The organism is Coleofasciculus sp. B1-GNL1-01 (genome assembly GCF_040220235.1).
Classification (GTDB): domain Bacteria; phylum Cyanobacteriota; class Cyanobacteriia; order Cyanobacteriales; family Coleofasciculaceae; genus Coleofasciculus.
Map to the genome: position 1 here is coordinate 14,282 of NZ_JAVJTO010000046.1, position 26,569 is coordinate 40,850.

Annotated in this window: 16 protein-coding genes; 9 read left to right on the forward strand and 7 right to left on the reverse strand. The window is 47.5% G+C overall.

The genetic code is table 11. The features are described from left to right. The first annotated feature begins 715 nt into the window (after positions 1–715). Positions 716–3,412: a cation-translocating P-type ATPase gene (locus tag RID53_RS10615; protein ID WP_446388069.1), complete on the forward strand. Its 2,697-nt coding sequence runs from the start codon at positions 716–718 to the stop codon at positions 3,410–3,412. Positions 3,413–3,661: 249 nt separating this feature from the next. Next, the gene (locus RID53_RS10620) at positions 3,662–4,114 is read left to right on the forward strand and encodes a DUF2267 domain-containing protein (RefSeq protein WP_446388070.1); all 453 of its coding nucleotides are present in this window, start codon (positions 3,662–3,664) and stop codon (positions 4,112–4,114) included. Between the two features lie 194 nt (positions 4,115–4,308). Here the strand turns inward: RID53_RS10620 and RID53_RS10625 are convergent, their stop codons facing one another. Together RID53_RS10625 and RID53_RS10630 are read right to left on the reverse strand one after the other, a co-directional pair. Continuing rightward, positions 4,309–5,517, reverse strand: a complete 1,209-nt coding sequence (locus RID53_RS10625; RefSeq protein ID WP_446388071.1) for a glycosyltransferase — start codon at positions 5,515–5,517, stop codon at positions 4,309–4,311. Between the two features lie 130 nt (positions 5,518–5,647). Further along, positions 5,648–7,372 (reverse strand): glycosyltransferase family 39 protein, encoded by a 1,725-nt coding sequence (locus RID53_RS10630; protein WP_446388072.1) that lies wholly within the window; start codon positions 7,370–7,372, stop codon positions 5,648–5,650. 52 nt (positions 7,373–7,424) lie between these two features. Between RID53_RS10630 and RID53_RS10635 the strand changes: the two genes are divergently transcribed. From RID53_RS10635 to pckA, 3 genes are all read left to right on the forward strand, one after another. Then, positions 7,425–7,562 carry a hypothetical protein gene (locus tag RID53_RS10635; protein WP_446388073.1) on the forward strand — a complete coding sequence of 46 codons (138 nt, stop codon included), beginning with the start codon at positions 7,425–7,427 and terminating at the stop codon, positions 7,560–7,562. 330 nt (positions 7,563–7,892) lie between these two features. After that, the gene (locus RID53_RS10640) at positions 7,893–9,080 is read left to right on the forward strand and encodes a leucine-rich repeat domain-containing protein (RefSeq protein ID WP_446388074.1); all 1,188 of its coding nucleotides are present in this window, start codon (positions 7,893–7,895) and stop codon (positions 9,078–9,080) included. Positions 9,081–9,581: 501 nt separating this feature from the next. Further along, positions 9,582–11,249, forward strand: coding sequence for a phosphoenolpyruvate carboxykinase (ATP) (pckA, locus tag RID53_RS10645; RefSeq protein WP_446388075.1), 1,668 nt, complete (start codon positions 9,582–9,584; stop codon positions 11,247–11,249). Positions 11,250–11,818: 569 nt separating this feature from the next. Here pckA and RID53_RS10650 read toward each other — a convergent pair. Then, positions 11,819–12,793, reverse strand: a complete 975-nt coding sequence (locus tag RID53_RS10650; RefSeq protein ID WP_446388076.1) for a tetratricopeptide repeat protein — start codon at positions 12,791–12,793, stop codon at positions 11,819–11,821. Between the two features lie 100 nt (positions 12,794–12,893). Between RID53_RS10650 and RID53_RS10655 the strand changes: the two genes are divergently transcribed. The 4 genes from RID53_RS10655 to RID53_RS10670 all read left to right on the forward strand — a co-directional run bounded on the left by RID53_RS10655 (position 12,894) and on the right by RID53_RS10670 (position 21,928). Further along, entirely contained in the window at positions 12,894–14,111 is a 1,218-nt protein-coding gene (locus RID53_RS10655) for a DUF790 family protein (RefSeq protein WP_446388077.1), read from the forward strand. Positions 14,112–14,567: 456 nt separating this feature from the next. After that, positions 14,568–18,833, forward strand: coding sequence for a two-partner secretion domain-containing protein (locus RID53_RS10660; RefSeq protein ID WP_446388078.1), 4,266 nt, complete (start codon positions 14,568–14,570; stop codon positions 18,831–18,833). An 82-nt stretch (positions 18,834–18,915) separates the two neighbouring features. Then, a complete protein-coding gene (locus RID53_RS10665; protein WP_446388079.1) occupies positions 18,916–19,140 on the forward strand; it encodes a DUF433 domain-containing protein in 225 nt (74 codons plus the stop codon). 37 nt (positions 19,141–19,177) lie between these two features. Next, positions 19,178–21,928, forward strand: coding sequence for a CHAT domain-containing protein (locus RID53_RS10670; RefSeq protein ID WP_446388080.1), 2,751 nt, complete (start codon positions 19,178–19,180; stop codon positions 21,926–21,928). A 26-nt stretch (positions 21,929–21,954) separates the two neighbouring features. On the opposite strand, the gene RID53_RS10675 is transcribed toward RID53_RS10670, so the two are convergent. From RID53_RS10675 to RID53_RS10690, 4 genes are all read right to left on the reverse strand, one after another. Continuing rightward, positions 21,955–22,215: a ParE family toxin-like protein gene (locus tag RID53_RS10675; protein WP_446388081.1), complete on the reverse strand. Its 261-nt coding sequence runs from the start codon at positions 22,213–22,215 to the stop codon at positions 21,955–21,957. Continuing rightward, positions 22,212–22,418, reverse strand: coding sequence for a hypothetical protein (locus RID53_RS10680; protein WP_446388082.1), 207 nt, complete (start codon positions 22,416–22,418; stop codon positions 22,212–22,214). Before RID53_RS10680 ends, RID53_RS10675 begins: the two co-directional genes overlap by 4 nt. Before the next feature lie 90 nt (positions 22,419–22,508). Further along, positions 22,509–23,273 carry a DUF928 domain-containing protein gene (locus tag RID53_RS10685; RefSeq protein WP_446388083.1) on the reverse strand — a complete coding sequence of 255 codons (765 nt, stop codon included), beginning with the start codon at positions 23,271–23,273 and terminating at the stop codon, positions 22,509–22,511. A gap of 30 nt (positions 23,274–23,303) precedes the next feature. Further along, positions 23,304–26,522 carry a TIR domain-containing protein gene (locus RID53_RS10690; protein ID WP_446388084.1) on the reverse strand — a complete coding sequence of 1,073 codons (3,219 nt, stop codon included), beginning with the start codon at positions 26,520–26,522 and terminating at the stop codon, positions 23,304–23,306. Between the last annotated feature and the right edge of the window lie 47 nt (positions 26,523–26,569).

Below are 26,569 nucleotides of genomic sequence, written 5' to 3' on the forward strand. Positions count from 1 at the left end.
CAGTAAGCCTCCATTATTTATTTGCCAAGAACTCAAGTTCTTGGCTAAAAGCTCAAGTCGGTTAAAACCGACTCAATTTCGTTTCCAGTCGTTAAACACCAAAGTCCAATTACTTCTCTAGCTGCTTGACCTTAAAATTCAGCAAGGTGACAAAGCCCTCAACTTGACAGTTTAATTCTTCCAATCGCCACTATTTGGGGTTACGTCGGCATGTAGAAAAACGGTTACAAGATTTTGCCTAAAGTTCTTGCCGACTATTCTAGATCATCGGTTGGTGTAACGAGAACTAGCGGTTACAAAAAGCCAAAACTCTGTAGGGGCGGGTTTAGGGAATCAATTCAGCTAGTCACCGATTAATGAACAACAAAACCCGCCCTCCCTACCGATAACTGAACAATAAAATCCGCCCTTATTCAATTTAACCGCATGGTGGAGGCAGAATATTAATGGGCGACTGATTAAAGGGTTGAGAAACGAAACTCAATGCCATCGTTAGCCGATTGGGTAACGCTTACGCTCTACCACGCTAGAGCCGTTTGTTCTCCCGAATGAGCTGAATCTTCCTTCAAAAGGAGGATTCTTTAGCCTAACTCTCTAGTATATAACCCTAATAGGGTAATCCGATGGTGCGATCGCGCTGACCTCTAACCCCCCTTGGCACAATCCCCAAATTCGTTACCCACTCTAAGTTAGGTTAATCACAATCAAACCAATCATGGCGGATCTTCCCAACCAACCGTGGACAATTTCATCAGCAGATTTATTTAAGAAACTGGATGTCTCCGAGGATGACGGACTCTCTGATGCCGAGGTACAGCAGCGACGGGAACAGTATGGCGCCAACCGTCTGCAAGAAGCCCAGCGTCGAGGACCCTTACAAATCCTGATCGAACAGTTCAAAAGTCTGGTGATTGGGATTCTCGCCATTGCCGCCATTCTATCCTTTGCCTTTGCTCAATGGATTGAGGGAGTTGCCATTGTTTTTGCCATCTTAGTTAATGCCGCTATTGGCTTTTTCATGGAATATCAAGCTGTGCGTTCCATGGAAGCCTTGCAAAACCTGAGTAGTTCTAAAGCCAAAGTGCGTCGCCAAGGACAGATGCAAGAGATTGACGCGGAAAACTTGGTACCTGGAGACATGGTACTCCTAGAAAGCGGCGATCTGGTTCCGGCGGATCTGCGCCTAACGGACTCCTCGAAAATGCAGGTGAATGAGTCGTCCCTGACGGGGGAATCGGTTCCAGTTACCAAAACCACAGAACCCATCGAAGGGGAAGTGGAACTTGCCGATCGCACGAATATGCTATTTAAAGGTACCGCCCTAACTCGCGGTTCCGGGGAAGGGGTGGTTGTAGCCACAGGAATGCAGACCGAATTAGGTCACATTTCTGAGTTAGCCCAAGAAGCGGGAACCGAGGAACGTACTCCCCTAGAAAAACGGCTGAATCAACTGGGACGCCGTTTGATTTGGGTCACCCTGATTATTGTCGTCCTGATTGCCATTTCTGGCATTATCGTGGGCAAGGATATTCGCCTGATGGTAGAAACAGCCGTCGCCCTGGCTGTCGCCGCGATTCCCGAAGGACTACCGATTGTGGCAACGATTGCCCTAGCGCGGGGGATGTGGCGCATGGCAAAACGTAATGCCCTAATTAATAAACTGGCGGCGGTGGAAACCCTAGGGGCGACAAGCGTTATTTGTACCGATAAAACCGGAACCTTAACCGAAAACCGGATGACGGTGAGTCATGTTGTCCTCGACTCCGGTGATATTGAAATTAGTGGGGAGGGATTAGAACCCGAAGGAGAGTTCACCCAAGACGATGAAACCCTGAAGCCCTTAGAGCATGATAGTCTCCGTCCTGCCTTAGAAGTTGGCGTCTTATGTAATAATGCAGCATTACAACCGGAGGACTCCAATGAAAGCCGAGTTGTCGGTGATCCGATGGAAGTGGCGCTGCTGATTGCTGGGGCAAAAGCCGGACTTGAGCGCGAAAAATTATTAGAAGAGATGCCCGAAGTGCGGGAAGAGGCATTCGATCCCGACACTAAAATGATGGCGACGCTGCACAAAAGTAATGGTGATTATCGCTTTGCCGTCAAAGGCGCACCGGAATCGGTCTTAGAGGTGTGTACTCAGATTTTAACGCCAGACGGTGAACAAGAACTTCGCGATCGCGACTCCTGGAAGCAACGCAGTAATGATCTAGCCGCGCAAGGGTTACGGATTCTGGCATTGGCACAAAAAAGGGTGAATAGTGAAGAGGCTAAACCCTACGAAAATCTAACCTTTTTAGGTGTGGTGGGCTTACTTGATCCGCCTCGCCAAGAGGTACGGGCGGCAATTGATGAATGTCAAGACGCGGGAATTCGAGTCATTATGGTAACCGGTGATCAACCCGTCACCGCCCGGAATATTGGCATCGCTGTAGGCTTAACTGATGATGAACAAGCGGATGTGGTGCAGGGGAAAGACCTAAAAAGCCCCGATGAATCGTCTTCTGAGGAACGTCAGCGTTTAGTCAAAACCCCGATTTTTGCCCGGGTATCTCCCGAACAAAAGTTAAACCTGATTGCCTTGCATCAAGACACTGGGGCAATTGTGGCAATGACGGGGGATGGGGTCAACGACGCCCCCGCCCTGCAAAAAGCCGATATCGGTGTGGCTATGGGACAACGAGGCACCCAGGTGGCAAAAGAAGCAGCAGATATGGTGCTGCAAGATGACGCCTTTTCCACGATTGTCGCGGCGGTGGAACAGGGTCGAGCGATTTTTAACAATATTCGCAAATTCACGATTTATCTACTATCCGGGAATGTCGGTCAAATTATGGCAGTTACCGCCACCTCGTTAGTCAATGCGCCCTTACCCATCTTGCCCCTACAAATCTTATATCTGAATATCATTAATGATGTCTTCCCCGCCCTGGCGCTGGGTGTGGGTGAAGGATCTCCCACCCTGATGGAACAACCCCCCCGTGATCCCAAGGAGTCGATTATCAGCAAGCGTCACTGGTTGGCGATCGCGGGATATGGTTTAATCATTGCAGCGCCTGTGCTGGGTTCCTTTTACCTGGCATTCAACTGGCTAGGACTGGAAAAAAATCAGGCTGTTACCATTTCCTTTCTCACCATCGCCTTTTCCCGACTCTGGCACGTCTTCAATATGCGCGATCGCGGATCAGGGGTGCTAGTTAACGAAGTCACCCGCAATAAGTACGTCTGGGGCGCCCTCATCCTTTGTACTGGATTACTCGCCATTGCCATTTATCTGCCCATCCTCTCTGATATCCTGCAAACTCATGCCCCTAGCCTTCAGGGTTGGTTACTCATCCTGGGAATGAGTTTAGTTCCCTTAGTCCTTGGGCAAATTGCCAAATTAATCGCGGATCGAACGACAAATGACAAATGACGAATGACGAATGACGTAGCTTGCTTCTCGCGCCGCGAGTATGACGAATAAAATATGCCTCTTGAGGTAGATGCCAGCCCTAACGCTGCTATCCTAGGTTAAAGTGTTAACCCAGAACCTGAAAAATCCTCAAAATAATCTGAAATTCATACAAATCGTTTTTCTGTCTTTACTGGATCATTCACATAAAACTGGGAAATCAGGACATTCAAAGTCCTTAACCATGACCTGAAACACAAGGAGAAAACTATGGCTGACAATACAGCTTTCTTAGAAAAAGTCAAAAAGCAGGGTTCCTTAGAAGACATTTACGACGCCCGTGATATCACTGAAGTAGTGTTCCGCACCATGCGCGACTTAATGAACACAGACGCTTCAGATCGGGTCGAATCAGAATTGCGTCAAAACGATGGATCTGTACCGACTCCAGCCGAAGAACAGCAAAAAGAAATTGCCGATCTGTGGAAAGATACTAATCCAATTGTCAGCTTCCTGAGTCGGATTCGTCCCCCTCTCGAATTTGATGCGGATACCTTCTTGTTTAGAATCCGTCAAGAAGCCAGCTTACCCAAAGGAGTCAGCCCAGAAACGGTGGTTAAAGCCATCTTTTCTGCCACAAAAGACGAGTTATCTGAGGAACGAGTCAAAGAAATTGCTGAGTTTTTACCGTCTAAAATTCAACAAATGTGGCAGCAAGCGTAGTTAGTCATTCGTCTTATGTCATTTGTCCTTTGTTTGAATCTGTAGGGGCGGGTTTTACCGATAACGCTGCGGTTAAAACCACTAACTGACCTAAACCCGCCCCGACCAAGTCCGAATAATTTTGAATACTTAATACCTAATCTTATGGGGTAAGGTTTCTGAGGTCTGCGATCGCACGCTTTGAAATGCCGCAATTATCGTCGCACATCGGTGACACGCCAACTCAGCTTGAGATTAAGCCAAAAATTCCATGCCGTAACCGCCGCGATCGCCATTAACTTAGCCACATATTCATTGATGCCAAAGACATTAAACAATAAATTCACCAGCAAAACATTGAGAATGAGTCCAACTAAACAGATCACATTGAACTTCAAAAATCGTTTTAACCGCTTACGCCATCCCCGTTGATGTTGAGAAATATCGCTAAACGTCCATAAATCATTCCACAAGAAATTGTTGACAATCGCGACTTCGGTTGACAGAATCGCACTGCGGGTTAGTCCCAACTCTACATGCTCTCGCAGCAGATAAAAAATCGTCATATCCACAAACACGCCACTGAAGCCGACTACACCGAAGCGAATGAATCGACCAATGTGTCCTAGGGATAAACGCAAGCGCAGTAAGTGTTGCAAATACTCGACATACTGTTTCCATGTCACCTTACTTTCACCCGCTTGACGCTCTTGAAACACATAACCGACTTCTCCAATCCAAGAGACTTTCCCCCGACCCAAGACTTCAATTAAAATTTTGTACCCCAGAGGATTCAGAGGGCGACCAATTAAACATTGGCGGCGCACCATAAAATAACCACTCATGGGGTCAGAAACACGCCCAATGACCCCCGGTAAAAGAATTAAGCCAATCGTCTGAGCGCCACGGGATAAAAGTCGGCGGATAAAACTCCAATCACTCACACCACCGCCTTCAACATGGCGGCTAGCAACGGCTAAATCAGCACCGCGTTGGATCTCACTCCATAGCTGCCATAACAGTTTTGGGGGATGCTGGAGATCGGCATCAATCACACCCAAAACCTCTCCCCGCGCCACTTGCCACCCTCGGATCACGGCGGTAGACAGTCCCCGTTCCTCAATCCGCCGCATCACTCGTAGCTGCGGATAATCCGCCGTGAGTTCCTGTGCCACTTTCCAGGTGTCGTCCGGACTATTGTCATCCACGATAATCAGTTCATACTCCCCCGCCAATTGTGAATCGAGTAATCGGCTCAATTGTTCGACAATCTGGGGAATATTCTTGGCTTCTTTAAACGTGGGGATAATCAGAGAAAATCGCAGGGGAGGTGCTTCGGTTGTCCCTAAGACAGTGGTTATATCCGGAACCACAAAGGAACCGGACGGAACAGGGATCAGGGAATTCGGGGGATTGACATTCATTAGCTGTTTTTTAGGTTTGATTTAAGCAGCTTGATTGCATTTGGTGAAGCGAGTATGAGGTAGCTTGCTTCTTTTCAGGAGCGAGTATAACAAATGACATAAGACATAAGACATAAGACGATCAAAGCCGTTAACGTTCATCGTTCTCACCGACTGATTGAGAACGTTGATAGAGGTGAACCGTGAATTGGTCTATATCCATTGTTCCCACCAGTGGCTGGGTTTTGACCAACTCATATTCAGAGGTTAAAGTGGTTTGGATGTTTTGTTGAAACTGGAGTTTTTCTGCCTGGGTTTCAGGTTCTGACCAAACGGGATCGCCGCTATCTAACCAGAGTACACGCGGAAAGTTGCCCGTTTGAGTATCCAAGGTTGTCTCTAATGCTGGAGCCAGTTTCGCGGGGGATTGCGCCAGTAAGGTTACGGGCAAATCGGGGGGAATATAATAGGCTAAACGGAGGACGTGACCCCAAGCCTGGGAATTCATGGCGATTAAGGTAGGAGTGGTGGGTTCTTGCTCGATGAAGTCAGCGATTTGATGGAACATTCGGCGATCGCGTAATGTGAAATCCCCGATACTGATCACTAGATAGAACCCTAACACTATCGCAGCAGCGAGGGGTCGCCATTTTCCCATTGTCCGCTCAATCCAGGCGGCGATTAAGAGCAAGCATCCGGGTAAAATAAAGATCATCGATCGCCCCCAGCCAAAGCCAACGGTAAACTGACCCTTGACAATATCCACCATTAACGCCAGGACAAGGGGAAAAATCCCCAACAGTAACGCCACACCCAAAACCGTGTAGTGATGCTGACGCCACAGTCTGATACTACAGACAACCAGGAGTGCGATCGCGCCTATCCCAGCGATGGTAGCACTGACCAGGGGCAAACTGGTCACCCAATCCCCCAACACTAAATGAATGCCTAGGGTTTGCGTCACTCCTTCGAGGTGTTTTCCTACCGTTTCTATCCAGGTTTGAGTCCCGCCAAACCGCTCTAAATCAGCATTCCGTAGCTGTTGTCGGGTTCCCCATAATACCCAAGGAATCATTAATATGATCCCCGCCGCAAATCGTAGTCCATGTTGCCACCAATGTTGCCGATCTAACCATAAGACTAAGACAGCTAGAGCGACGATAAAAAAGGCAAAGTAATAAAAGGTGAGAAACCCGGCGGTAATGGAACCAATGAAGACTAGATTCCATAAGAGTTTAGTATAGAAACTTGATCCCTCATCATCCTTGTATTCTTTATCGGGAACCGTTAGCCTTTTGGGTTCAATCAATTCCAGCGCCGCCCAAGCACTAAGAATCACCCACAACAATAGTGGACCATACATGCGGACATTGAGCGAGTGAAAGAGATAATAAGCATTAGTGCCTAAAAGAGCCGCCAATAGCAAACCACCTTGATGACCCAGCAAACGACGACCTAAACCGTAAGCGCTACCGATTGCACCGATACTGAACAGAACGTTCAAACTGCGTGTCGCGGCTACCCCATTACCGAACAGTCGTAACCAAAGATGTTGACCCAGAAAAAATAGAGGCGGATGGGGTTCACCAGCTAATCCTTGGAGCAACTTTTTTAGAGTGGCTGGGATAGCACCGATACCGTTTTCTACGGGTAAACTTAGTAACGCTGTATACTCGGCTAAGGTAACAGGCAACTCCTTCGGCGTGGAATAGGACGTTTTTTGACCTGTAGACAGCAGCAGGGACAACACCTCGTCGTACCAAAATTCTCGGCTACTTAAGTTGACGAGTCTTAACAGTACTGCGATCGCGATCGCGATCAGTAATGCCCAAGAAAATGTCCGGGAGAGTTTAGAGAGGGGAAAACTTCGGCTCATCAGAGAGGGCGATAGACACAAGAGTAGGTTCTTTGCCAGTTTAATCGATTATTTGGCGGTATTTTTCTTTCGCTACATTAATCTTGACGAAAAAGGCGGGAGTGCAATCCATCCTCCCAGAGAGTTTATCGTGCGATCGCCCTTTCCCCTAGCTGACTTTTCACGGGAAGTCTTGAAACCGACTTGGTAGGGGAATGAGTGATACCGACGTTGCGTTCAAAGATAGCAGATAGAGTAGATGGGGTGAGAGGGTGAGAGGGTGAGGGGGAGATAGGGAGAAAAAGAAAGTTCTACATTAGACTGCAACTTGGTATAAGTCCTTGGACATAAATTCTCTCTGCTGTACTCAGAAAGGTTGACAACCGTCAAATCCTTACTGTTCCTTGTTTACCCTGCCCTGTTCCTTAATCTCAACCTTCAAGTTTCATTATGTACAACTACTTAGGATCGTTATAATCAGGGATGAAGTTGATCACTCATTTTGCTGATTAACCGACATAAAATGACCGAGTAAAATAGTATGAAGGAAATGATCAAAAAATTATCGCAATTGCTGGCTTTAGGATTAGCTATCAGTTTAAATCCTTTCTCATTTCCTACTTTTAGACAGGCGGCGCTATCTCAATCAACTAATGAATTTAGAACCTTTATGGATTGGTGTCTCAATCAAGAGAAGCTCTCAAGAGGCGCTAAACATACTGTTCAGACTTTGCTCCGGTATGTCGAAACTAATGATTGTCAGCAAGCCGCTCAAGAAATCGCGATAATTTATGATCTCAATCTCGGCAGTAATAAAATAACAGATATCAGCCCCCTCTCCGGACTTAACAATCTTGCTGAACTTGACCTCGGTAGTAATCAAATCAGAGATATCAGCCCTCTCTCGGAACTCACCAATCTTGCTGAACTTGACCTCGGTAGCAATCAAATTAGAGATATCAGCCCCCTCTCCGGACTCACCAATCTTGCTAAACTCGACCTCAGTGAGAATCAAATAACCGACATAAGCCCTCTCGCCGGACTCACCAATCTTGCTGAACTTGACCTTAGTTTCAATAAAATAACAAACATCAGCCCCCTCTCCAGACTCACCAATCTTGCTGAACTCGACCTCAGTGAGAATCAAATAAGAGATCTACGCCCCCTCGCCGGACTTACCAATCTTGCTGAACTCGATCTCAGGGGTAATAAAATAACAGATATAAGCCCTTTCTCCCGACTTGCCAATCTTGCTGAACTTGATCTCAGTGAGAATCAAATAAGAGATATAAGTCCTCTCTCCCGACTCACCAATCTTTCTGAACTCTACCTCTGGGATAATCAAATAAGAGATCTAAGCTCTCTTTCCGGACTTGCTAATCTTTCTGTACTTGACCTCAGTGAGAATCAAATAACTGATCTAAATTTCCCCTCCGGACTCACCAATCTTTCTCAACTCAACCTCAGTGGTAATCAAATAACAGATATAGATTCCCTCTCTAGATTTACCAATCTCTCTTCCCTCAATCTCCGTGATAATCAAATAACAGACATCAGCCCCATCGCCGAACTCACCAATCTTTCTTACCTCAATCTCCGGAATAATCAAATAACAGATGTAAGTTCCCTATCTGGACTGAACAATCTTTCTGGACTATCCCTAATGGGTAATCCACTTGCTGAATTAAAGTGTCCTGTAGAGCCAGAATCTATTTGTATCTTTAGATAATCAATTGTAGGGGCGGGTTTAGCCCGTTTAATATTGGAATCCTACCGATAACCTCTCAACAAAACCCACCCCTCGTCATAAAAGGGCGGTATAAGTAGCGAATGTTACCATTTGGCAGGATTTTGGATCGAGCCTTTGTTCAGTGGCGATAGCGTTGTTGCCGTTAAGTTTATCAACCATGATAAACCGAGGAACATTGATCTGTTCCGACAATAGTGCATTATACTTGTTGTCAGCATAATATATTCCCGATAATTAGCCAAGCTTAATTGTCATTAAACGTTGACATTTGCCCCATTTAAGCTTGACAAATTTTATGGTTTAAGCAACAAGAATACTGATGCTCATTTTTATTTACAAAAAATAAAGAAAAAATATTAACTAATTTAAATAATTGTGAATTCGTAAAATACAACACGATTTTTCTGATACAAATAAACCTAGGAAATATTTCTTATGGCAAACGCAAGTTCACGCTTATAGAGTGTAGAAGGTGCTGATATGAACGAAAATACTTACGAATTGGAATCCGAACTTAAAACCTTGAACCACGTCTATCAGACATTATCTGAAGTCAATCCTCAGATGAATGATGAGAGTTATGGACTAGAATCTCTGGGATTACGGAACCTTGGTCATCTGTATCACAATCTCCCGGTTCCCCAGCTTATTGAAGAAGCCCTAAAACGGCATGAAGGCGTTCTCGCTGCCAATGGCGCTCTTTGTGTAGAAACAGGCAAATACACCGGACGTTCTCCGGCGGATAAATTCATCGTTGATGAGCCGGGGCTGCATGAGGAAGTGAACTGGAATAAAGTCAATGTTCCCATATCACAGGAAAAATTTGACTTACTTTATAAACAGATGTTGGCTTATTTGCAAGGCAGGGATCTGTTTATCTTTGATGGATATGTCGGCGTTGATCCGCAATATCGCCTGGGTGTACGAGTTATTAACGAACTCGCCTCGCAAAATTTGTTTGCTCATCAAATGTTCCTCCGCCCAACTCCAGAGGAACTGACTTCCCATAACCGCGAATTAACCATCATTGCAATTCCTGGTTTACAGGGAGACCCCGAGATTAATGGTATCCATAGTGAAGCCTTTATTGTCGTCAGCTTTGCCAAACGGCTGGTTTTGATTGGCGGTTCGCGCTATGCCGGTGAAATCAAAAAATCGGCATTCTCATTCATGAATTATCTGATGACCAAGCGCGATGTTCTGCCTATGCATTGTTCCGCCAATATGGACAAAAAAGGGAACACCGCGTTATTCTTTGGGCTTTCAGGGACAGGGAAAACCACCTTATCCGCTGATCCGACACGGCATCTAATTGGGGATGACGAACATGGATGGTCAGAACGGGGTATCTTCAACTTTGAAGGAGGTTGTTACGCCAAAACCATTCGGCTGTCGCGGACGAATGAACCCCAGATTTGGTCAGCGATTCGCTTCGGGTCAATGATGGAAAACGTGATTCTCGACCCAGCAACCCGCATTCCTAATTATGATGATGGTCGCCTCACGGAAAATACACGAGTCGCTTATCCGGTCGATTATATTCCTAATTGTGTCATTCCGGGTATTGGCGGTCATCCCGGAACCGTTATTTTCCTCACCGCAGATGCCTTTGGTGTATTACCACCGATTACTAAGCTGACCAATAATCAGGCAATTTTCCACTTCATGTCGGGTTACACCAGCAAACTCGCGGGTACAGAACGGGGAATTACTGAACCTCAAGCCACCTTTTCTGCTTGTTTCGGTCAACCGTTCCTTCCCCTATCGCCAACTGTCTACGGCGAGATGTTATTTGAACGACTGGTTAAATATGATGCCAATGTCTATTTAGTGAATACTGGGTGGACAGGTGGACCTTACGGCGTTGGCACACGTATCCGGATTCAAGACAGTCGCGCCATGGTTGCAGCGGCGTTGAGTGGGGAGTTGGAACAGGTACAATACTATCACCATCCCATCTTCAAAATCTTAGTGCCAAAATCAGTTCCCGGTGTTGACAGCAGCATTCTCAATCCCCAAAATACCTGGAGTGATCCCCAAGCCTACGAGACACAAGCGAAGGATTTGGCGAAACGATTTGTGGAAAACTTTAAGAAGTTTCCCAATGCGCCGCGTGAAGTGAAGGAAGCCGCACCTGTTTTTGAGTAACTGTTCCCAGTTTTTGCCGCAACACCCTTTACTTTAGGGTTGTTGTGGACAAGAACTTGAACGGGTAAGGGTACATAACTGTTATTGGTGTCAATTGAAGCAAACCCATTATCCATGGTGTGGAGACGTAGCCTGCTACGTCTCTACATTTATAGTTAGGTCTGTAGGGGCGGGTTTTACCGATAACGTTTTGGAAAAAACCGACAACTGTACTAAACCCGCCCCTAATAGGGGAAGTATGTAGAGATGCAATAGTCTTCCAGAGTTGAGGAAACCCAAGCGTGAGAGATCGCTGGGCACATAGAAGGACTAGACTACACTAGACTATCATAAAAAATTGGCTTGGGAAATCTTTCTTGCCCAGAATAGAAAAGTCTCAAGGTTGACTCATGAATTGACTTTCACCTTTCATCCCTATTCCTTATCTTTCATCTGAGGACAGAAAAATGAGAGCCGAATTCTTTATATCTCTCAACCCTCAAAACTTCGGGTGGGGCGGGTTTAGTCACATCAGGGCGGCAAAAAAACGATAATCGTGAAACCCGCCCCTACAAAAACGCTTTCATCCCTCATCCCTTGAGCAAAGCTTCAAAGGACTCATTTCCCCGTAGATTGTCAAAATCTGAGTCAGTTTGGGCTAAGGTGAGATATTCACTCGGATTTAAGCGAATCGCTGCTTGTAAACTCGCGATCGCACTCTCCTGATTTCCCAGTAAGGCATAGCAACAGGCTTGGTTGTACCAGGCGTATTCGTCTTCTGGATCTGAGGCTAATGCTTGGTCATAACTCGCCACGGCTTCGGCATATCGAGCCAGTTTTCGCAGCAGTTCCCCTCGCTGATACCAACTCCAGGGGTCAGTGGGTTTGATGTCCAACGCCCGATCATAGCTAGCCAAGGCGTCTTCTAAGCGTCCCCATCGGCGCAGGGAATCTCCCCGTCGATACCACGCCCAATAATCATCAGGTCGAGTTTCTAAGGCTTTTTCGTAGCTGGTAATTGCCTCTCCATACCGTGCCAAATGCCGCTGGGCGTCACCTAAGCGATACCAACTCCAGTAATCGGTTGGTCGAAGCTTCAGGGCTTCCTCAAAGGAGGTAATCGCTTCCTTGTACCAATCCAAATCTTCTAGGGCGACCCGTCCCCGATTGTACCAAGCCCAATAGTCATCGGGTCGAGTATCCAGGGCGTGATCGTAACTGGCGATCGCGTCTTCGTAGCGTTGTAATTCTCGCAGTACCTGGGCGCGTTGACACCAACTCCAGTAATCGGTGGGCTTTTCGGCTAACGCTTGGTCATAACTGCTTAACGCTTCCGAGTAATGTCCCAATGCATCTAAAACATCGGCTCGCCAGTACAGCGCCCAAAAATCATGGGGCTTGTAGTCTAAAGCCCGATTATAGCTGGTCAGGGCATCTTCATAGCGCCCCTCATCGCGCAATCCATGCCCTTGATTTAACCAATCTCTATAGCTATCAGGTCTGCACTCTAGCACTCTGTAGATAGTATGGGCAGGTGTCTGCCTCATCGATAATGTTGTACTCATAGTTTAGTCTTGAAATTATGTAACGGATAGTGAAGTGGTGACTAATAATCAATGACATAAGACATAAGACTAATGACCACTGACATAAGACAAATAGCTCATGTTACCCACACCACTGCTAATTTATCGACAAAATGGAGAAGAAATCATCCCCAAGCGGTTGCCGATTAACCCACGAACCTGTGATATCGCCACGGATTTAATCACCTGTTTCCGGGAGGCGGTGGGTCATACCCAAGGTGAACTCAATAGCCAGCTTTCTGAATTAGAAGGAGATAGTCCTGATTATCGCCTTAAACGGGGACTAGCACATCTGCTCAAAAATAATTTCAGCACCTTTGAAATTGTTAGTCCCCTAGAACCGAAAGAACTGCGACAACGGGTTTTTACCCTATCTGCTCAATCCCTCCCCTGTCGCGCTGCTACGGAAGCTACGCTAGAAACCCTCAGTAGTACGCTTACTCAAGAATTACACCAAGAGGTGCTACCGTCGCAAATTCGCACGGGGCTTTATGCGGATTTGCCGGAAAATCGGATTCTCACCCAGTTTGATGATCCCGCGCCGGAAGCCTTGCTGCATCGTTACAACTTATCTCAAGTCCAAGGGATTTTCTACAAAGCCTCTGAGATGATTCTCAATGCTCATCGGAATGTACCGGGGGAATATAAATTACTGTTTCGTTATTTAAAGTTATTTGGCTTAATGACCTATATCGAAGGCGATGCCGATCACGGGTTTACGATTACTATAGATGGACCTGCCAGTTTATTTAAAACCAGTACCCGCTATGGACTCGCGATCGCGAAACTAATTCCGGCTCTACTCCATGTTACCCGTTGGAGTCTCAAAGCCACGTTACAGATGCGTGATCCCTACACGGGAACGTGGAAAACTGGACGATTTTGCCTCAATGATAAGTGTGGGTTGGTGACTCATTATCCCCCTGGTAAGCCTTACGACAGTATGATTGAGGCATCCTTTGCCAACCGTTGGGACTCGCTGAAAACAGAGTGGATACTGGAACGAGAAGTAGATTTGGTTCCGATTCCGGGGGGTGTGATGATTCCGGATTTTCGGTTGGTGCATCCCGATGGGCGAGATATGTTATTAGAAATTGTTGGGTTTTGGCGTCCCGACTATCTGCAAAAGAAATTTTCTCAAGTTCGGCGGGCGGCTTGTGATAATTTAATTTTGGCAATTTCTGAGCGACTCAATTTGGATAAAGCTGGGGTTAAGCTTGAACGTGTACCTGCTCAAATTATTTGGTTTAAAGATAAATTATCACCCAAGGCGGTACTAGAGGTATTAGATCAATGAACGGTGATCACCGTAGGGGCGCACCGACGTGCGCCCCAGTATGCAAGGCTTGCGCCCCAGTATGGTTCCTGGGTACAGCGTCATGGTTCCAGGGTATAGCAACCGCCAAGGCGGTTAGACAGATCATTGATGTAGAGAGACGGCATGGCGCGTCTCTACCCATGGAAATCGGGAATGTCCCTATATCTGGAAAAGAATGATTATAATGAGTTGAAAGCGAGGAAAATTTCACACCCAAGTTAGCTGCTTGGGGACAGCAAGAAGGAAAAATTAAGAACAACGGGTGCATGGATACCTACTAAATGTTTATAACCTAATACATTCACGGCGTTAATGCAGACAAGTTCAGGATCATCAGGAGTGCCATACCGATTTGAGGCGGATGCTGATAGCCTCAATTATCCAGTTCTATCACTACAGAACAGATAGGTTGATTGTTTACTAATAAGTAAGTTTATGGCTCTGATGAACGTAAATATGATGAGTATGCGGTTGTGTTTGGTTAGTGGGTTAGTGATTAAGCTGGGCGTTGGTATCTTTTTCAACCCAGTGTCGGCTCAGATTATCCCAGATGCTACCTTGGGGAGTGAAGGATCTCGCTTTATCGAAAGTGTAGAGTTTGATCGGATTGAGGGTGGAGCAGCGCGAGGGGTCAATTTGTTCCACAGCTTTACTGAGTTTAACGTATTAGACGGACAACAGGTTTATTTTGCTAATCCTGGCGGGATTGAGACTATCCTGAGCCGGGTGACAGGGGGGAATGGTTCGGATATTTTCGGAACGTTGGGGGTATTGGGAAATGCGAATTTATTTTTAGTTAATCCCAATGGGATTGTGTTTGGACCGAATGCGCGGCTGGATGTGGCGGGTTCGTTTGTGGCTTCGACGGGAAATGGGTTTAATTTCTCGGATGGGAGTAGTTTTAGTGCGACGAATCCCGAAGCGCCGCCGTTGTTGACGATGAATGTTACTCCGGGGTTGCAGTATGGAGCGAGTCAGCCTCAAGCTGAGATTATTAATCAGGGAAATTTAAGGGTAGGGCAAGATCTTACTTTAGTCGGGAATCGTCTCAGGTTATCGGGTCAGCTAGAAGCGGGGAGGGATTTAACCCTGTTGGCAACGGATACGGTAGAGATTCGAGATAGTGTGAGTAATCCGTTCATTGCTAAGGCGAGTGGTGAATTGATTGTGCAGGGGAATGAGACAGTTGATATTTTTGCCTTGAATCATCCCGATAGTGGGTTGTTTTCCGGTGGGGATATGGTGCTGCGTTCCGCTAATCCTGTAGGTGGCGATGCTCATTACTGGAGTGGGGGGAGTTTTCGGATTGAGCAGTTGGATAGTAGTCTGGGGAATTTGTCAAGTCCTAATGATCCGGTGATTCGGGCGAGTGGGGATGTTAGTTTTGATAGTTATGAGGGGGCTTCCTTACATATTTTTGCGGGTGGTAGCGTCACGGTTGAAGATAATATCACGATTAATGATGTGGACGCTGAGAATGGAATTGTAGAGACAGTTACTCTCTCTGATGGGACAACTGTGGAAGTTGATGGTAAGAATGAACCGACGCTGGATATTCGCGCGGGAACAATTGCGTTTGGGACTCCTGGAAATCCTGACAATGTTAACGTTAATAATCCTCCAGGTATTAACGGAACTGGGACAAGCGCGGATATTAACATTGGCAATATTAATATCAACGAGTCCGATGGTCTCGTCTTATTAACTAATCAGTACAACCCCAATACCTTACCTGGAAATATTACCGTTGATTCAATTAGTACCAGTAGTTCTTCAGGGAATAGCGGCTCAATATGGATCGACTCTCGCGGCGATATTACACTCAACAAATCGATAGATTCCTCTATAGAGGAATCTATCGATAACGCCCTTGATAGTGAACTTTTCCTATTCGACAGCAAGGGTAACTTACTGACGGAAAATGATGATTCTTCGACGGCATTAGGTGAAGGGGGAAGCACTAGCGGTTTAGACTCTTATATTGATTACACCTTCAATCAAAATGGAGAATATATTATTGGAGTGGGACAATTTCCATCAGAGGGCACGCAAGGGGGAGAAATGCCAATATCAGGTACTCCACTCACAGGAAATTCAAAGTATACTCTCCAGGTTTCGATTGAAAATCATGCTCAAGGTTCAGGCGGCAGTTTAACAGAAAGTGAGCCAAATAACTCTATCCAAGAAGCACAGAAACTAGATTCATCCTTTTTACTCCAAGAGAATCCAAATGTTGAGTCATCTGATACAATTCCCCATGTATCCATTGATGGTACTGGAGATAATACGTTTGACTACTACTCCTTTGAAGTTAAAACACCAGGGAGTCGAGGGATTTTCGATATTGACGACGACAACACTAGCGGTGGGAATGCTGGAAATATTACCATTAATGCAGCGGGTTCTGTCTTGCTTAAGGGGAGTAGCATTTCCGCTTCTTCGTCGCGTAGAGTAGGCAACGGTGGTAATATTGCGATCGCAGCAGGTAACTCTGTCCGCTTAACAGAGGGAGCCACCTTAGAAGCTCAAACCAATGGTAGCGGAAATGCTGGAAGCGTTGTAGTGCAAGCACTGAACGGGGGTTCCGTTTCTTTAGAGAACAGCCGAATTTCAACATCTGTGCAAAAAGGGGCAAGTGGTGATGGTGACAATATTCGGATTGAAGCTGGGTCAGTCTCTTTAAGCGATAAGGCTTCTATAGAAGCTATAAATAACGGTTCTGGCGTTGGCGGTAACATAGACATTACCGCTAACACTGAGTCAGTTAACTTAACTGATAACGCTCAAATCAATGCTAGTACTTTCGGTCAGGGAAAAGGAGGCAGCGTAACTATAAGGGCAATAAGCGGTTCCGTTGCGATCGCGAACAGCAGCAACATTAGCACCACTGTAGAATTAGGCGCAACTGGGTCTGGTGGCAGCATCAACATTACAGCAGGAGCGGTTTCACTGACAGGAGGTTCTCGACTCGAAGCGCAAACTCGCGGACAAGGAAATGCTGGCGATATCCAAATCAGTGCCTCAGATAAGGTGGAAATCTCCGGCACGAGTCAATTTGGACTATCGAGCGGATTGTTAACCTCTACTGAAACTGCAAATAGCGGTGAGGGCGGTAGTATTTCCGTTAGGGGACTGCCAAACGATCCGTTGGATATCTTGCGCGTATCTAACGGGGGCTTCTTAAGTTCTCGAACGAACAGCATATCTACTGGTGGCAGTATAACCGTTAATGTCAATCAACTGGAAGTGATGAATGGCGGACAACTCATCACCTCTGCCTTCAGCAGTGGAGACGCTGGTAATATTACGGTTAATGCCGCTCAAAGCGTCCTCCTCTCCGGCAGTAATCCTAACTTTAAGGAGATTGGCGACAATATAACCGCAAAAGGTCGCGGTACGGTTGGCGAACAAGAGGGTAATGATTCAATTGATAAAGCCCAAGTTATCCCATTGGACAACTTCTCGCTGCAAGATAATGATGACATTGAATTCTCTAAGGATATTCCCCACATCTCTATCTCTGGCACTGGTGACGGCACCTTCGACTACTACTCCCTTGAAGTTAAAACACCAGGGAGTCGGGGGATTTTCGATATTGACAACACTAGCGTTGATACTGAACTGTTCCTCTTCGACGAGTCAAGAAATTTGCTAGCAGAAAATGATGATTCTTTAACCTCATCGGGTGGAGGTGGCAGTAGCAGTGGGCTTGAATCGTATATCAGTTATACGTTTGCAACGCCTGCTACCTACATCCTCGGTGTTGGCAGATTCAATTCGGAAGCTAACAATCGCACCATCGAAGGTGAGCCTCTAAAGGCAGGGGATAGCTATACACTCCAGCTATCGCTCGACAATCGCAATGTTAATCCTAATCAAAGCCCAAACAGTGGTCTATTTGCTCAGTCTCAAGGAACAGGACAGGCAGGAAGTATAGAAATTACCGCCAACCAAGTCTTGCTCGACAACCAGGGAGAACTTAACGCTCGCTCCAAATCAGGTACAGGTGGCAACATTAACCTACAGGTAAACGATGTATTGTTGATGCGTAACAACAGCCTGATATCTGCCACAGCAGGTAATAACGGCGATGGCGGCAACATTAATATTAATGCTGGATTTATTGTTGCTGTTCCTTCCGAAAATAGCGACATCATAGCCAACGCCTTTCAGGGAAGTGGGGGACAAATCAACATCCAAGCCAATCGTGTATTTGGTTTCAATCTGCGGCGAGAACGGCTTTCTGTGGAAACTCTTCGTAACAATCGCACTAACGACATTAGCGCTAGTTCTGAATCGGGTCCTCAAGGAAACATTAACATCCAAGCTCTTACCACCGACCCCAGCCAGGAACTAATCGAACTCCCCACCGACACCGCCGCCCCCCAACTCGACCAAACCTGCTCCCCAACCGGAAGCGGTAAGAATGAATTTACCGTAACTGGACGCGACGGACTCCCCCCTAGCCCCACCGATATTCTCACCCCAGAACAACCGCTAGCCGACTTAGGCACACCCATCAATAACACCGCCACCCAGCCAACCCCAACCCCAACTCCCCCCGCTTCCCCCAAACCCATCGTAGAAGCCCAAGGCTGGATTATTGACGAACAAGGTAACATTACCCTCGTCGCCAATGTCCCAACCGCCAATTCCCAGGGAGCATGGCAACCTCAAGTATCCTGTCAGGGAGGGCGCTAATGTAGAGACGCGCCATGGCGCGTCTCTACAGGATAGGCAGTTAGAATAGACGCCAACCAACCTGCAAAACCCGACAAAACCCATGAATTACCAAGACATCATCACCTTAGAATCGGGAAAACGTGGCGGTAAGCCCTGCATTCGAGGGATGCGAATCACCGTCTACGATATTTTAGAATACCTCGCATCCGACATGAGTCAAGAGGAAATTCTAGAAGACTTTCCCTATCTGACTCAAACCGACATCCTCGCTTGTCTTTGGTTTGCTGCTCAACGCGAACGCCTTACCGTTACCGTTCAACGGTGAAACGTCTCCTGTTCGATGGAAGGCAACTTGATATAAAATGTCCAAATTCAAACCAACCCGCCGCCCAAAACTGCACAAACTCCTGTGCTACGTTGGCATGGGTCTCAGTCTCACCCTGCTGAGATTCTACCTAGACTGGACACCCGCTACCGCCATTGTCCCCCAGACAGACACACTGACACCCAATACAACTCATTTAACCTCTCCCCCAGCATCCCTGATTCCCCCCAACCCCCCTCGTTCCCTTGACTCACGGGATCTGGAAAACCTCTCTCCTGCAAGGAGAGAGGCTTTGAATCCTCCCCCCTTCCCTACCTCCAACAACGCCCTCACCCTCTTCCAACAAGGCAAAACCTACTATCAAGCTGGACAATTTGCCGCCGCCCTAGACGCTTGGCAACAAGCCGCTAATGCCTACCAAACTCAAGGAGAACCCCTCAACCAGGCAATGACATTCAGCAACCTGGCACTCGCCTATCAGGAATTGGCAGAATGGAATCAAGCCAATCACGCCATGGCTCAAAGCTTCGCCCTCCTAGACACCCTCCCCGCCAATACCCCAGAACATCTCCGGGTTCAGGCACAAGCCTTCAACACCCAAGGCACCCTGCAACTGGCTCAAGGACAACCCGAAGCCGCCCTGAAAACCTGGCAGCACGCCAGCCAACTCTACCGCCAAATCCCCGACGAACCGGGCATCATTCGCAGCCAAATTAACCAAGCCCTCGCCCTGCGAGCCTTAGGGCTATACCGTCGCGCCCGCAACACCCTAGTGCAACTCGAAACCACCTTACCAACCCAACCCAACAATCCTCTCAAAGCCGCCACTTACGCCAACTTAGGCAACCTACACCGCTCCCTCGGACATCCCCAAGACGCCCAAGAAACACTCCAGAAAAGCCTGGATATCGCCCGCACCCTCAACTCCCCCGCCGATATCAGCGCCGCCTTACTCGGCTTAGGCAACACCGCTCGTTCCCAAGACCAGAATGAGCAAGCCATCGACTACTATCAACAAGCCGCCGCCAGCGCCATTTCCCCCAATGCACAATTTGAAGCATCTGTCAATCAACTCGACCTACTCCTGGAAACCAACCAAAGGCAACCCGCCACTACCTTAATCCCCCAACTCCAGGAACTCGCCCAAAACCTACCCACCACTCGCCCCGCCATCTATGCCCAAATCCACTTTGCCCAAACCCTCACCCACCATCAAACCCAACTGAAATCCACCCTATCTGCCCAAGAAATCGCCCAGATTCTCGCCCACGCCCAACAGCAGGCACAATATCTCAACGACACCGTAGCCGAATCCTATGCCCTCGGCTACCTGGGACACCTCTACGAAACCGCTCAACAATGGCAGGACGCCGAAACCCTCACCCGACAAGCCTTGGCACAGGCAAAAAACACCCCAGAAGTCGCCTATCACTGGCAGTGGCAACTGGGACGACTCTTAAAAGCACAGCATCAACTCCAAGCCGCCACCAACGCCTACACCAGCGCCTATAAAACCCTGAAACTCCTGCGAGGAGACTTGGTTGCTGCCAACCCCGATATCAAATTTACGTTCCGAGACGAAGTTGAACCCGTCTATCGGGATCTCGTAGACTTACTCCTGTCCGGAACCAGCGAACCTAGCCAAGATAACCTGAAACAAGCCCGTGAGGTGATGGAGACATTACAGGTGGCAGAACTAGAAAACTTCTTTCAATCCGCCTGTTTGGATTCAACGGTACAAGTTGACCAAGTAGTCGATGAAAAAGACCCAACGGCTGCCATTATTTACCCGATTGTACTGGAAGACCGCATCGAAGTCATCCTCAAGTTACCGGACGAAGCCAATCTGATTCATTATCGCTCCCCTGACTTTGACTTATCCCGGAAAAAGGTGGAAACCACTGTAAAACGATTCCGCAGCAATCTCCAAGATCCTTTCACCCACCCAGCTATCAAAGAGGATGGGCAAACCCTCTACAACTGGTTAATCAAACCAGCACGCCCTTACCTGGAACGCCATGGGATTAAAACCCTAATTTTTGTCCTGGATGAACCCCTGCGGAACATTCCCATGGCAGCGCTTTACGACGGGGAAAAATATCTGGTTCAAACCTATGCCACTGCCCTATTAATGGGGCTAGAAGTGCGGGATTCCCATCGGCTAGAGCGAAACCGGATGGATGTACTCGCCGCCAGTCTAACTGAACCGCCGCCACAGGTGGGTAACTTCGCCACGTTAGTCAATGCCAATCCCGAGTTAGACAAAATCAAAGCCGCAGGCATTCCCGTTACCTTCATCCGAGACGAAGATTTCACCGAAACCGCATTAGAACAACGCCTAGAGCGCTCTCATTTCGACATCGTACACCTAGCCACTCACGGTCAATTTGGCGACAAACCAGAAGACACCTTTATTCTCGCCGCTGACACGAAGATCCTCTTAAACCAATTCAGCCAATTATTTCGCCGCCAACAGTCCACCACAACCCAAGGGATTGAACTCCTCCTGCTCAGTGCCTGCCGCACCGCCACAGGCAGCAATCGAGCCGTACTGGGAATTGCCGGAGCCGCGATTCAGGCAGGAACAAAAAGTGCGATCGCGTCTCTCTGGAGTTTGGATGATCTCTCCAGTGTTACCTTCACCGAAGCCTTCTACCAACACTTAGGACAACCGGGAGTGTCTCGCGCCGAAGCCCTACGACGAGCGCAGCAGGCGATGTTACAAGATGCCAACTACCAAGCCCCCCTCTTCTGGGCTGCCTATGTCTTAGTGGGCAGTTGGTTTTGAGTGATGAGCCTTAGGTTCGGTGATCGCTATTTTGAGCCTAATAGCTTGTCATATTCCGCGTGTGTTCCGATCCAAAACCAAACTAGATCATTATCCTGCTTGACTGCAATCGCTCTGTAGTTTAAACCGACTCTAACCGACCAAAACCGACCAACTTTCTTCAAATGTAGTGAGGGATATCGAGGATCTTGTTTGAGCAGCTTGTAACATCTATCGGCAAGGTCTTGGATGTCAGCGGGTAGCTGTCGATAATAATACCAAAAATCGGGGGTGGCGCGGTGTTTCACAAATCAGTACATTTTCCTTTTCGTAAATCTTGTAAGGCTTTGTCGGCTAGTGCATCGAGCCTACCCGCCGCAACATCTGTCTCAAATTGCCGATCCCAATTGATTGCATCAAATTCAGCAAACCAAGTCCTAAATTTTACCAGATCTTCATCCGAAAGCTGACTGATCGCCAGTTCAATTTTCCTTAAGTCACTCTTAGTCATAAGCCCTATTTTTTTATAAATCTTCTTAAATTATAGGGGTTGCCACTAAGGTTAGGACATCGTGAACGGCTGAAATCGAACTCAGGTTAACTAATCCGAGCTTGTTTCTGCTAAAGGATTAAGTTGAGTGACAGCCGCATCAGCAACGCCTTCTAGCTTAAAATAGCCCAACAAACTCATCCAAGGCTCTGCATGGACAGAGCGATGCCAAGCTAACTGCGTCAGCGCTTCCTGAGAAATACCATGGTCTAAATACGCCCGATATTGCTCAGATTCAGGTAAAGTTTCTAACTGCCGAACCAATTCAGAACTCGCTTCCACCCGTTCCACCCAACCACTAACCCATGGGTTTCTTGAGCGTTCCTGCTCATCGCATAGGACTTGGAAAAACCAATTGTACCGTTTGCCCACTTCTAAAGGCGGTTCAGTCTCCGGCAATTTCACGCTAACAATCCCCGGCGCATCTGGTAACGCCATCGTTTGGTCGAGGACAAGCCGTTGATTTTCATCAAATAGCACGAATCTTGCTTTTGTAATCGTCTCCGAATGATCCAAAGGTAGGTAAAACCAAAGAGTAGGATAGGCAGAAACAGTTGTCCCCAAATTGTCCGCCGAAACTAGAGCCGTTAACGGCTGGCTAGTCACAGAGACACAGAATTCATCCCGCATCGCTGTACCCCGGGCTCGCCCCGAAGCCCTCCCTTGTTTGCGCTCCCGGCGAAACAAATTCACAATCCGCTCTCCCACCGATTGCGCCTGGGCTGGGGGATTGTCGAAGGGTAGCACCGACAGGAACAGCACTGTACTTAAGGTCAAAATCAGGACGCTTTTGCGATCGCGTGATAACCAGCTCATCTCCATTAACTCCTAACTCTGCATTGATGTCTAAGCTTGTCGCCGCCGATAGGTCAGATAACCCACACCGCCTCCAGTCACCACGATGGCAATCGCCGACGGTACCAACGGCACCCAAACGCCTTGGCTGACCAGAATCAGGTAGCATAAACCATACAAACCGACCACTGTACCCACAGCACCAGCAGCCCCTTGCGCCAACGAGCGAGAACAGAACCAGATAACCAAACCTCCAACGGTAGACCAGCCAAAAATCCACAATGTTTCGCCCCAAAGCGGTAACCACCAAATTAAAGGACGCTGATCTAATACCGCACTGATAAGTTGGCTTGCCATCTGAGCTTGCACCATCACTCCCGGCATATTACCGTAAGGAGTATTCCAAAGGTCAGCCCTTATATCTGCCGTGTCCGTGTAACCAATAATCACAATCCGGTCTTGAATGTCTGCGGCAGATACCTTGCCATTGAGAACATCTTCTAGGCTAACCGTTGGCGCAAACTTGTTGGGGTCACCTTGGTGGGCGCGGTAATTGAGTAAAGTTTGATAACTTTCTAGTTGATCATTTCTACCTAGGTAAGGACTACCATTTCCCCAAAGTTCCGGGATTGCCGTCTCGCCAAACTGCATATCTCGCACATAGTACCCTTCACTATTGAGGGGAGAGGTATAAGAAATCCCTTCTGCTTCCAGATACTTACGAGCCAGAACTAAGTTCAATGCCTCTGGCGTGTTGCAAAACCTTGGGTCGGGTTCCTGCAAGAGCAAGTGACGGCGCAACATCATCTCACCATCCTCAGAGGCATCATTAAATCCAATACGCTCCATCGGAACTTCACTGGGGGGAGGAATACCCGGTCTCGGATTGCCCTGTTCATCGTCATAACTCGCTTTACAAAGCGCAATCAGGTTCTGCGTTTGCCGGAAACGTTTCGCTAACTCTGGCTGTGCCTGAAAATCTCGGTAAAAATCTAAGCCAATCAGTCGGGGTTGATGTGCCGATAACTTAGCTAAAACCTCATCTAAAGCTTTGTCAGGGATTGTGCCAATTCCCGGCTGATAACGCCCCTCAATTATGTCTTGCCGGAGTGCCTCACTACTGGCAGCATCCACCTCGACGATTAAAAAACGCTGATCTTGAGGTTCACTGGGACGTAACCGCATTAACTGATCATAGACTCTCAGTTCAGCCGACTCCATCCCACCCAAAAACCGAGCCACAACCACCAGCACCGAAACGAAAGCACTCGTCAACACCACCGAACGCCGCTTAATTTTGCGATAGGGCAGTTCTCGGCTAGCTTTAATATAGTCTAGTTGTAGCGCCGTGGGCTTCGGTTGCTTGTCGGCTGATTCCTGTAACCATTGCTTAGAGGCGACTAAATCTTTCCCTCGCAGCAAAAAGCTATCATCCTGTCCCTTTTGTGTCCACTCCATCGCCTTCACCAGCAGCCGAGTGTGAGTGCGTGTATAGTCCGGATCACTATCTAGCGTCCGGATTAATTCGCCAAAATTGGGTAAAAATTCACCGCCGTGTTTACGGAAATCAATCCAGTGGGCGTTCTCTAAAGCCAAGGGAAGTTCGGCTGTGGCTGTTTCTTGATGCAAGATGGCAACCGTTCGTTTATTCAGCGTCTGGGCATAAGCTAACTCCTTAGCCACATCAGCATCGTTAACAAAAGGAAGAGAAATCACCGCGACAATTGTATTAGCTCGTTCAATACCCTTAACCCGTTCAATACCCTGATCAATGACTAGCTGCAAGGCAATGCTGTCACTTCCTGAAGCTCTATCCTGGGGCAAGTCCGCTTGGGTAGAAATACTTTCCTGGTCAAACCACGTCGTTTTACCCTGCATCTGCAACGCATCATTCAGCTTACGCACAAAGTCTGAGTCAGCATCAGAATAGGAAATAAACACATCATGGGACACTTCCGGCGGCTGTCGCAGACTTTCAGTGATAAATTCTTCGTGCCAAGCTGTTGGCTGATGTTGAGTCCTCTTTTTCGCCACCTGCAACCAAGCTTCAGCACGGCGCAGATTATACCCCCGCAGTAAAATACTGGGGTTGCGGTTCTGCTGCTGCCACTTGAGCGCCTTAGCTAAGAAAATCTTATGCTCGTGGTAGTATACTGCCTCGTGATCCAGTATGTTGATCAGTTGGCTTTCATCAAGACGGTAATCTTCTTCGTGTAGATTATCAGTCAGATCAATATAATGTAACGAGCGCAATTCTGGCGGGATTTGCTCCGGCTCAACAGGACTCACCAGCACAGGGATAATCCGCTTATTCAGCGCTAAAGCATAGTTTAATTCTTGCTGACAGTAGGTGGAGTTCAAGGAGTCAGGTGAGAGCAAATAGACTAAGTTATCTGCTTGGGCTACACCCTGCTTAATCGCTGCCTCAAAGGTTTCCCCTGTTTGAATATCAGCGGTATTCGTCCAAACTGTAAATCCTGCACGCCACAGACTGGTGCGAATCTGCCGCATCACTGCCTCATTTTCGTAGGCATAGGAGAGGAACACCTGAGTCATCAGGTTATAAGCATTTTTGATACTTTCGCTGATAAACTCACAGTGTAAATCTGTGGGAGTACAGGGGGGCTGCTCGTCTTTAAAGCGCACCTTCAGCCATGCTTCGGCTTGCTTTCGTTCCTCACCAATGAGTAAATCTTGTGATCTCTTGTGCTGCCGTTCCCAGGCTAGGGCTTTATCTAAGAAATACGTGTGCTGATGTACGTAATCCTTGTGCCTTGCGAATAGTTCTAGTAATCCGGAGAACGACTGCTCAAAGTCGTCAATTCCCTCACGAAAATACACCCAATTAATTTTGCCAATTGCCGGATGCATATTGGGAAAGCTGGAATGCAGTCCCTTTGCTTGGTAAGCATCCCAGTCAGCATCCGTTCCTTGGGGATTCCGTTGTTGCCAGGTATCACGACTAATCTGTTCGACGTGCAGCAACGGGATAATCCGCTTGTGGTACTTAATTGCCAGTTCGATTTCTTTACGGCAGTAGGCGGAGTTGATCGAATGGGGAGCAATGATGAACAGGAAGTTATCCGCCTTCTCAATCCCATCATCAATTTGGTTTTGAAAATCTACGCCCAGAGGAATATTTTCAAAGTCAAACCAAATTTTTAAGCCGTACTCAGTCAGGTGTTGATAGAGCTTTATGGCAAAGGCTTTACTATCGGCTCTTCCATAGGAAATAAAGCCATTGTCAAAGCCGGGACGCGGTTCATACATCTAACTTGAGATAGATTTATTTCTAATATCCACAACTATAACAAAAG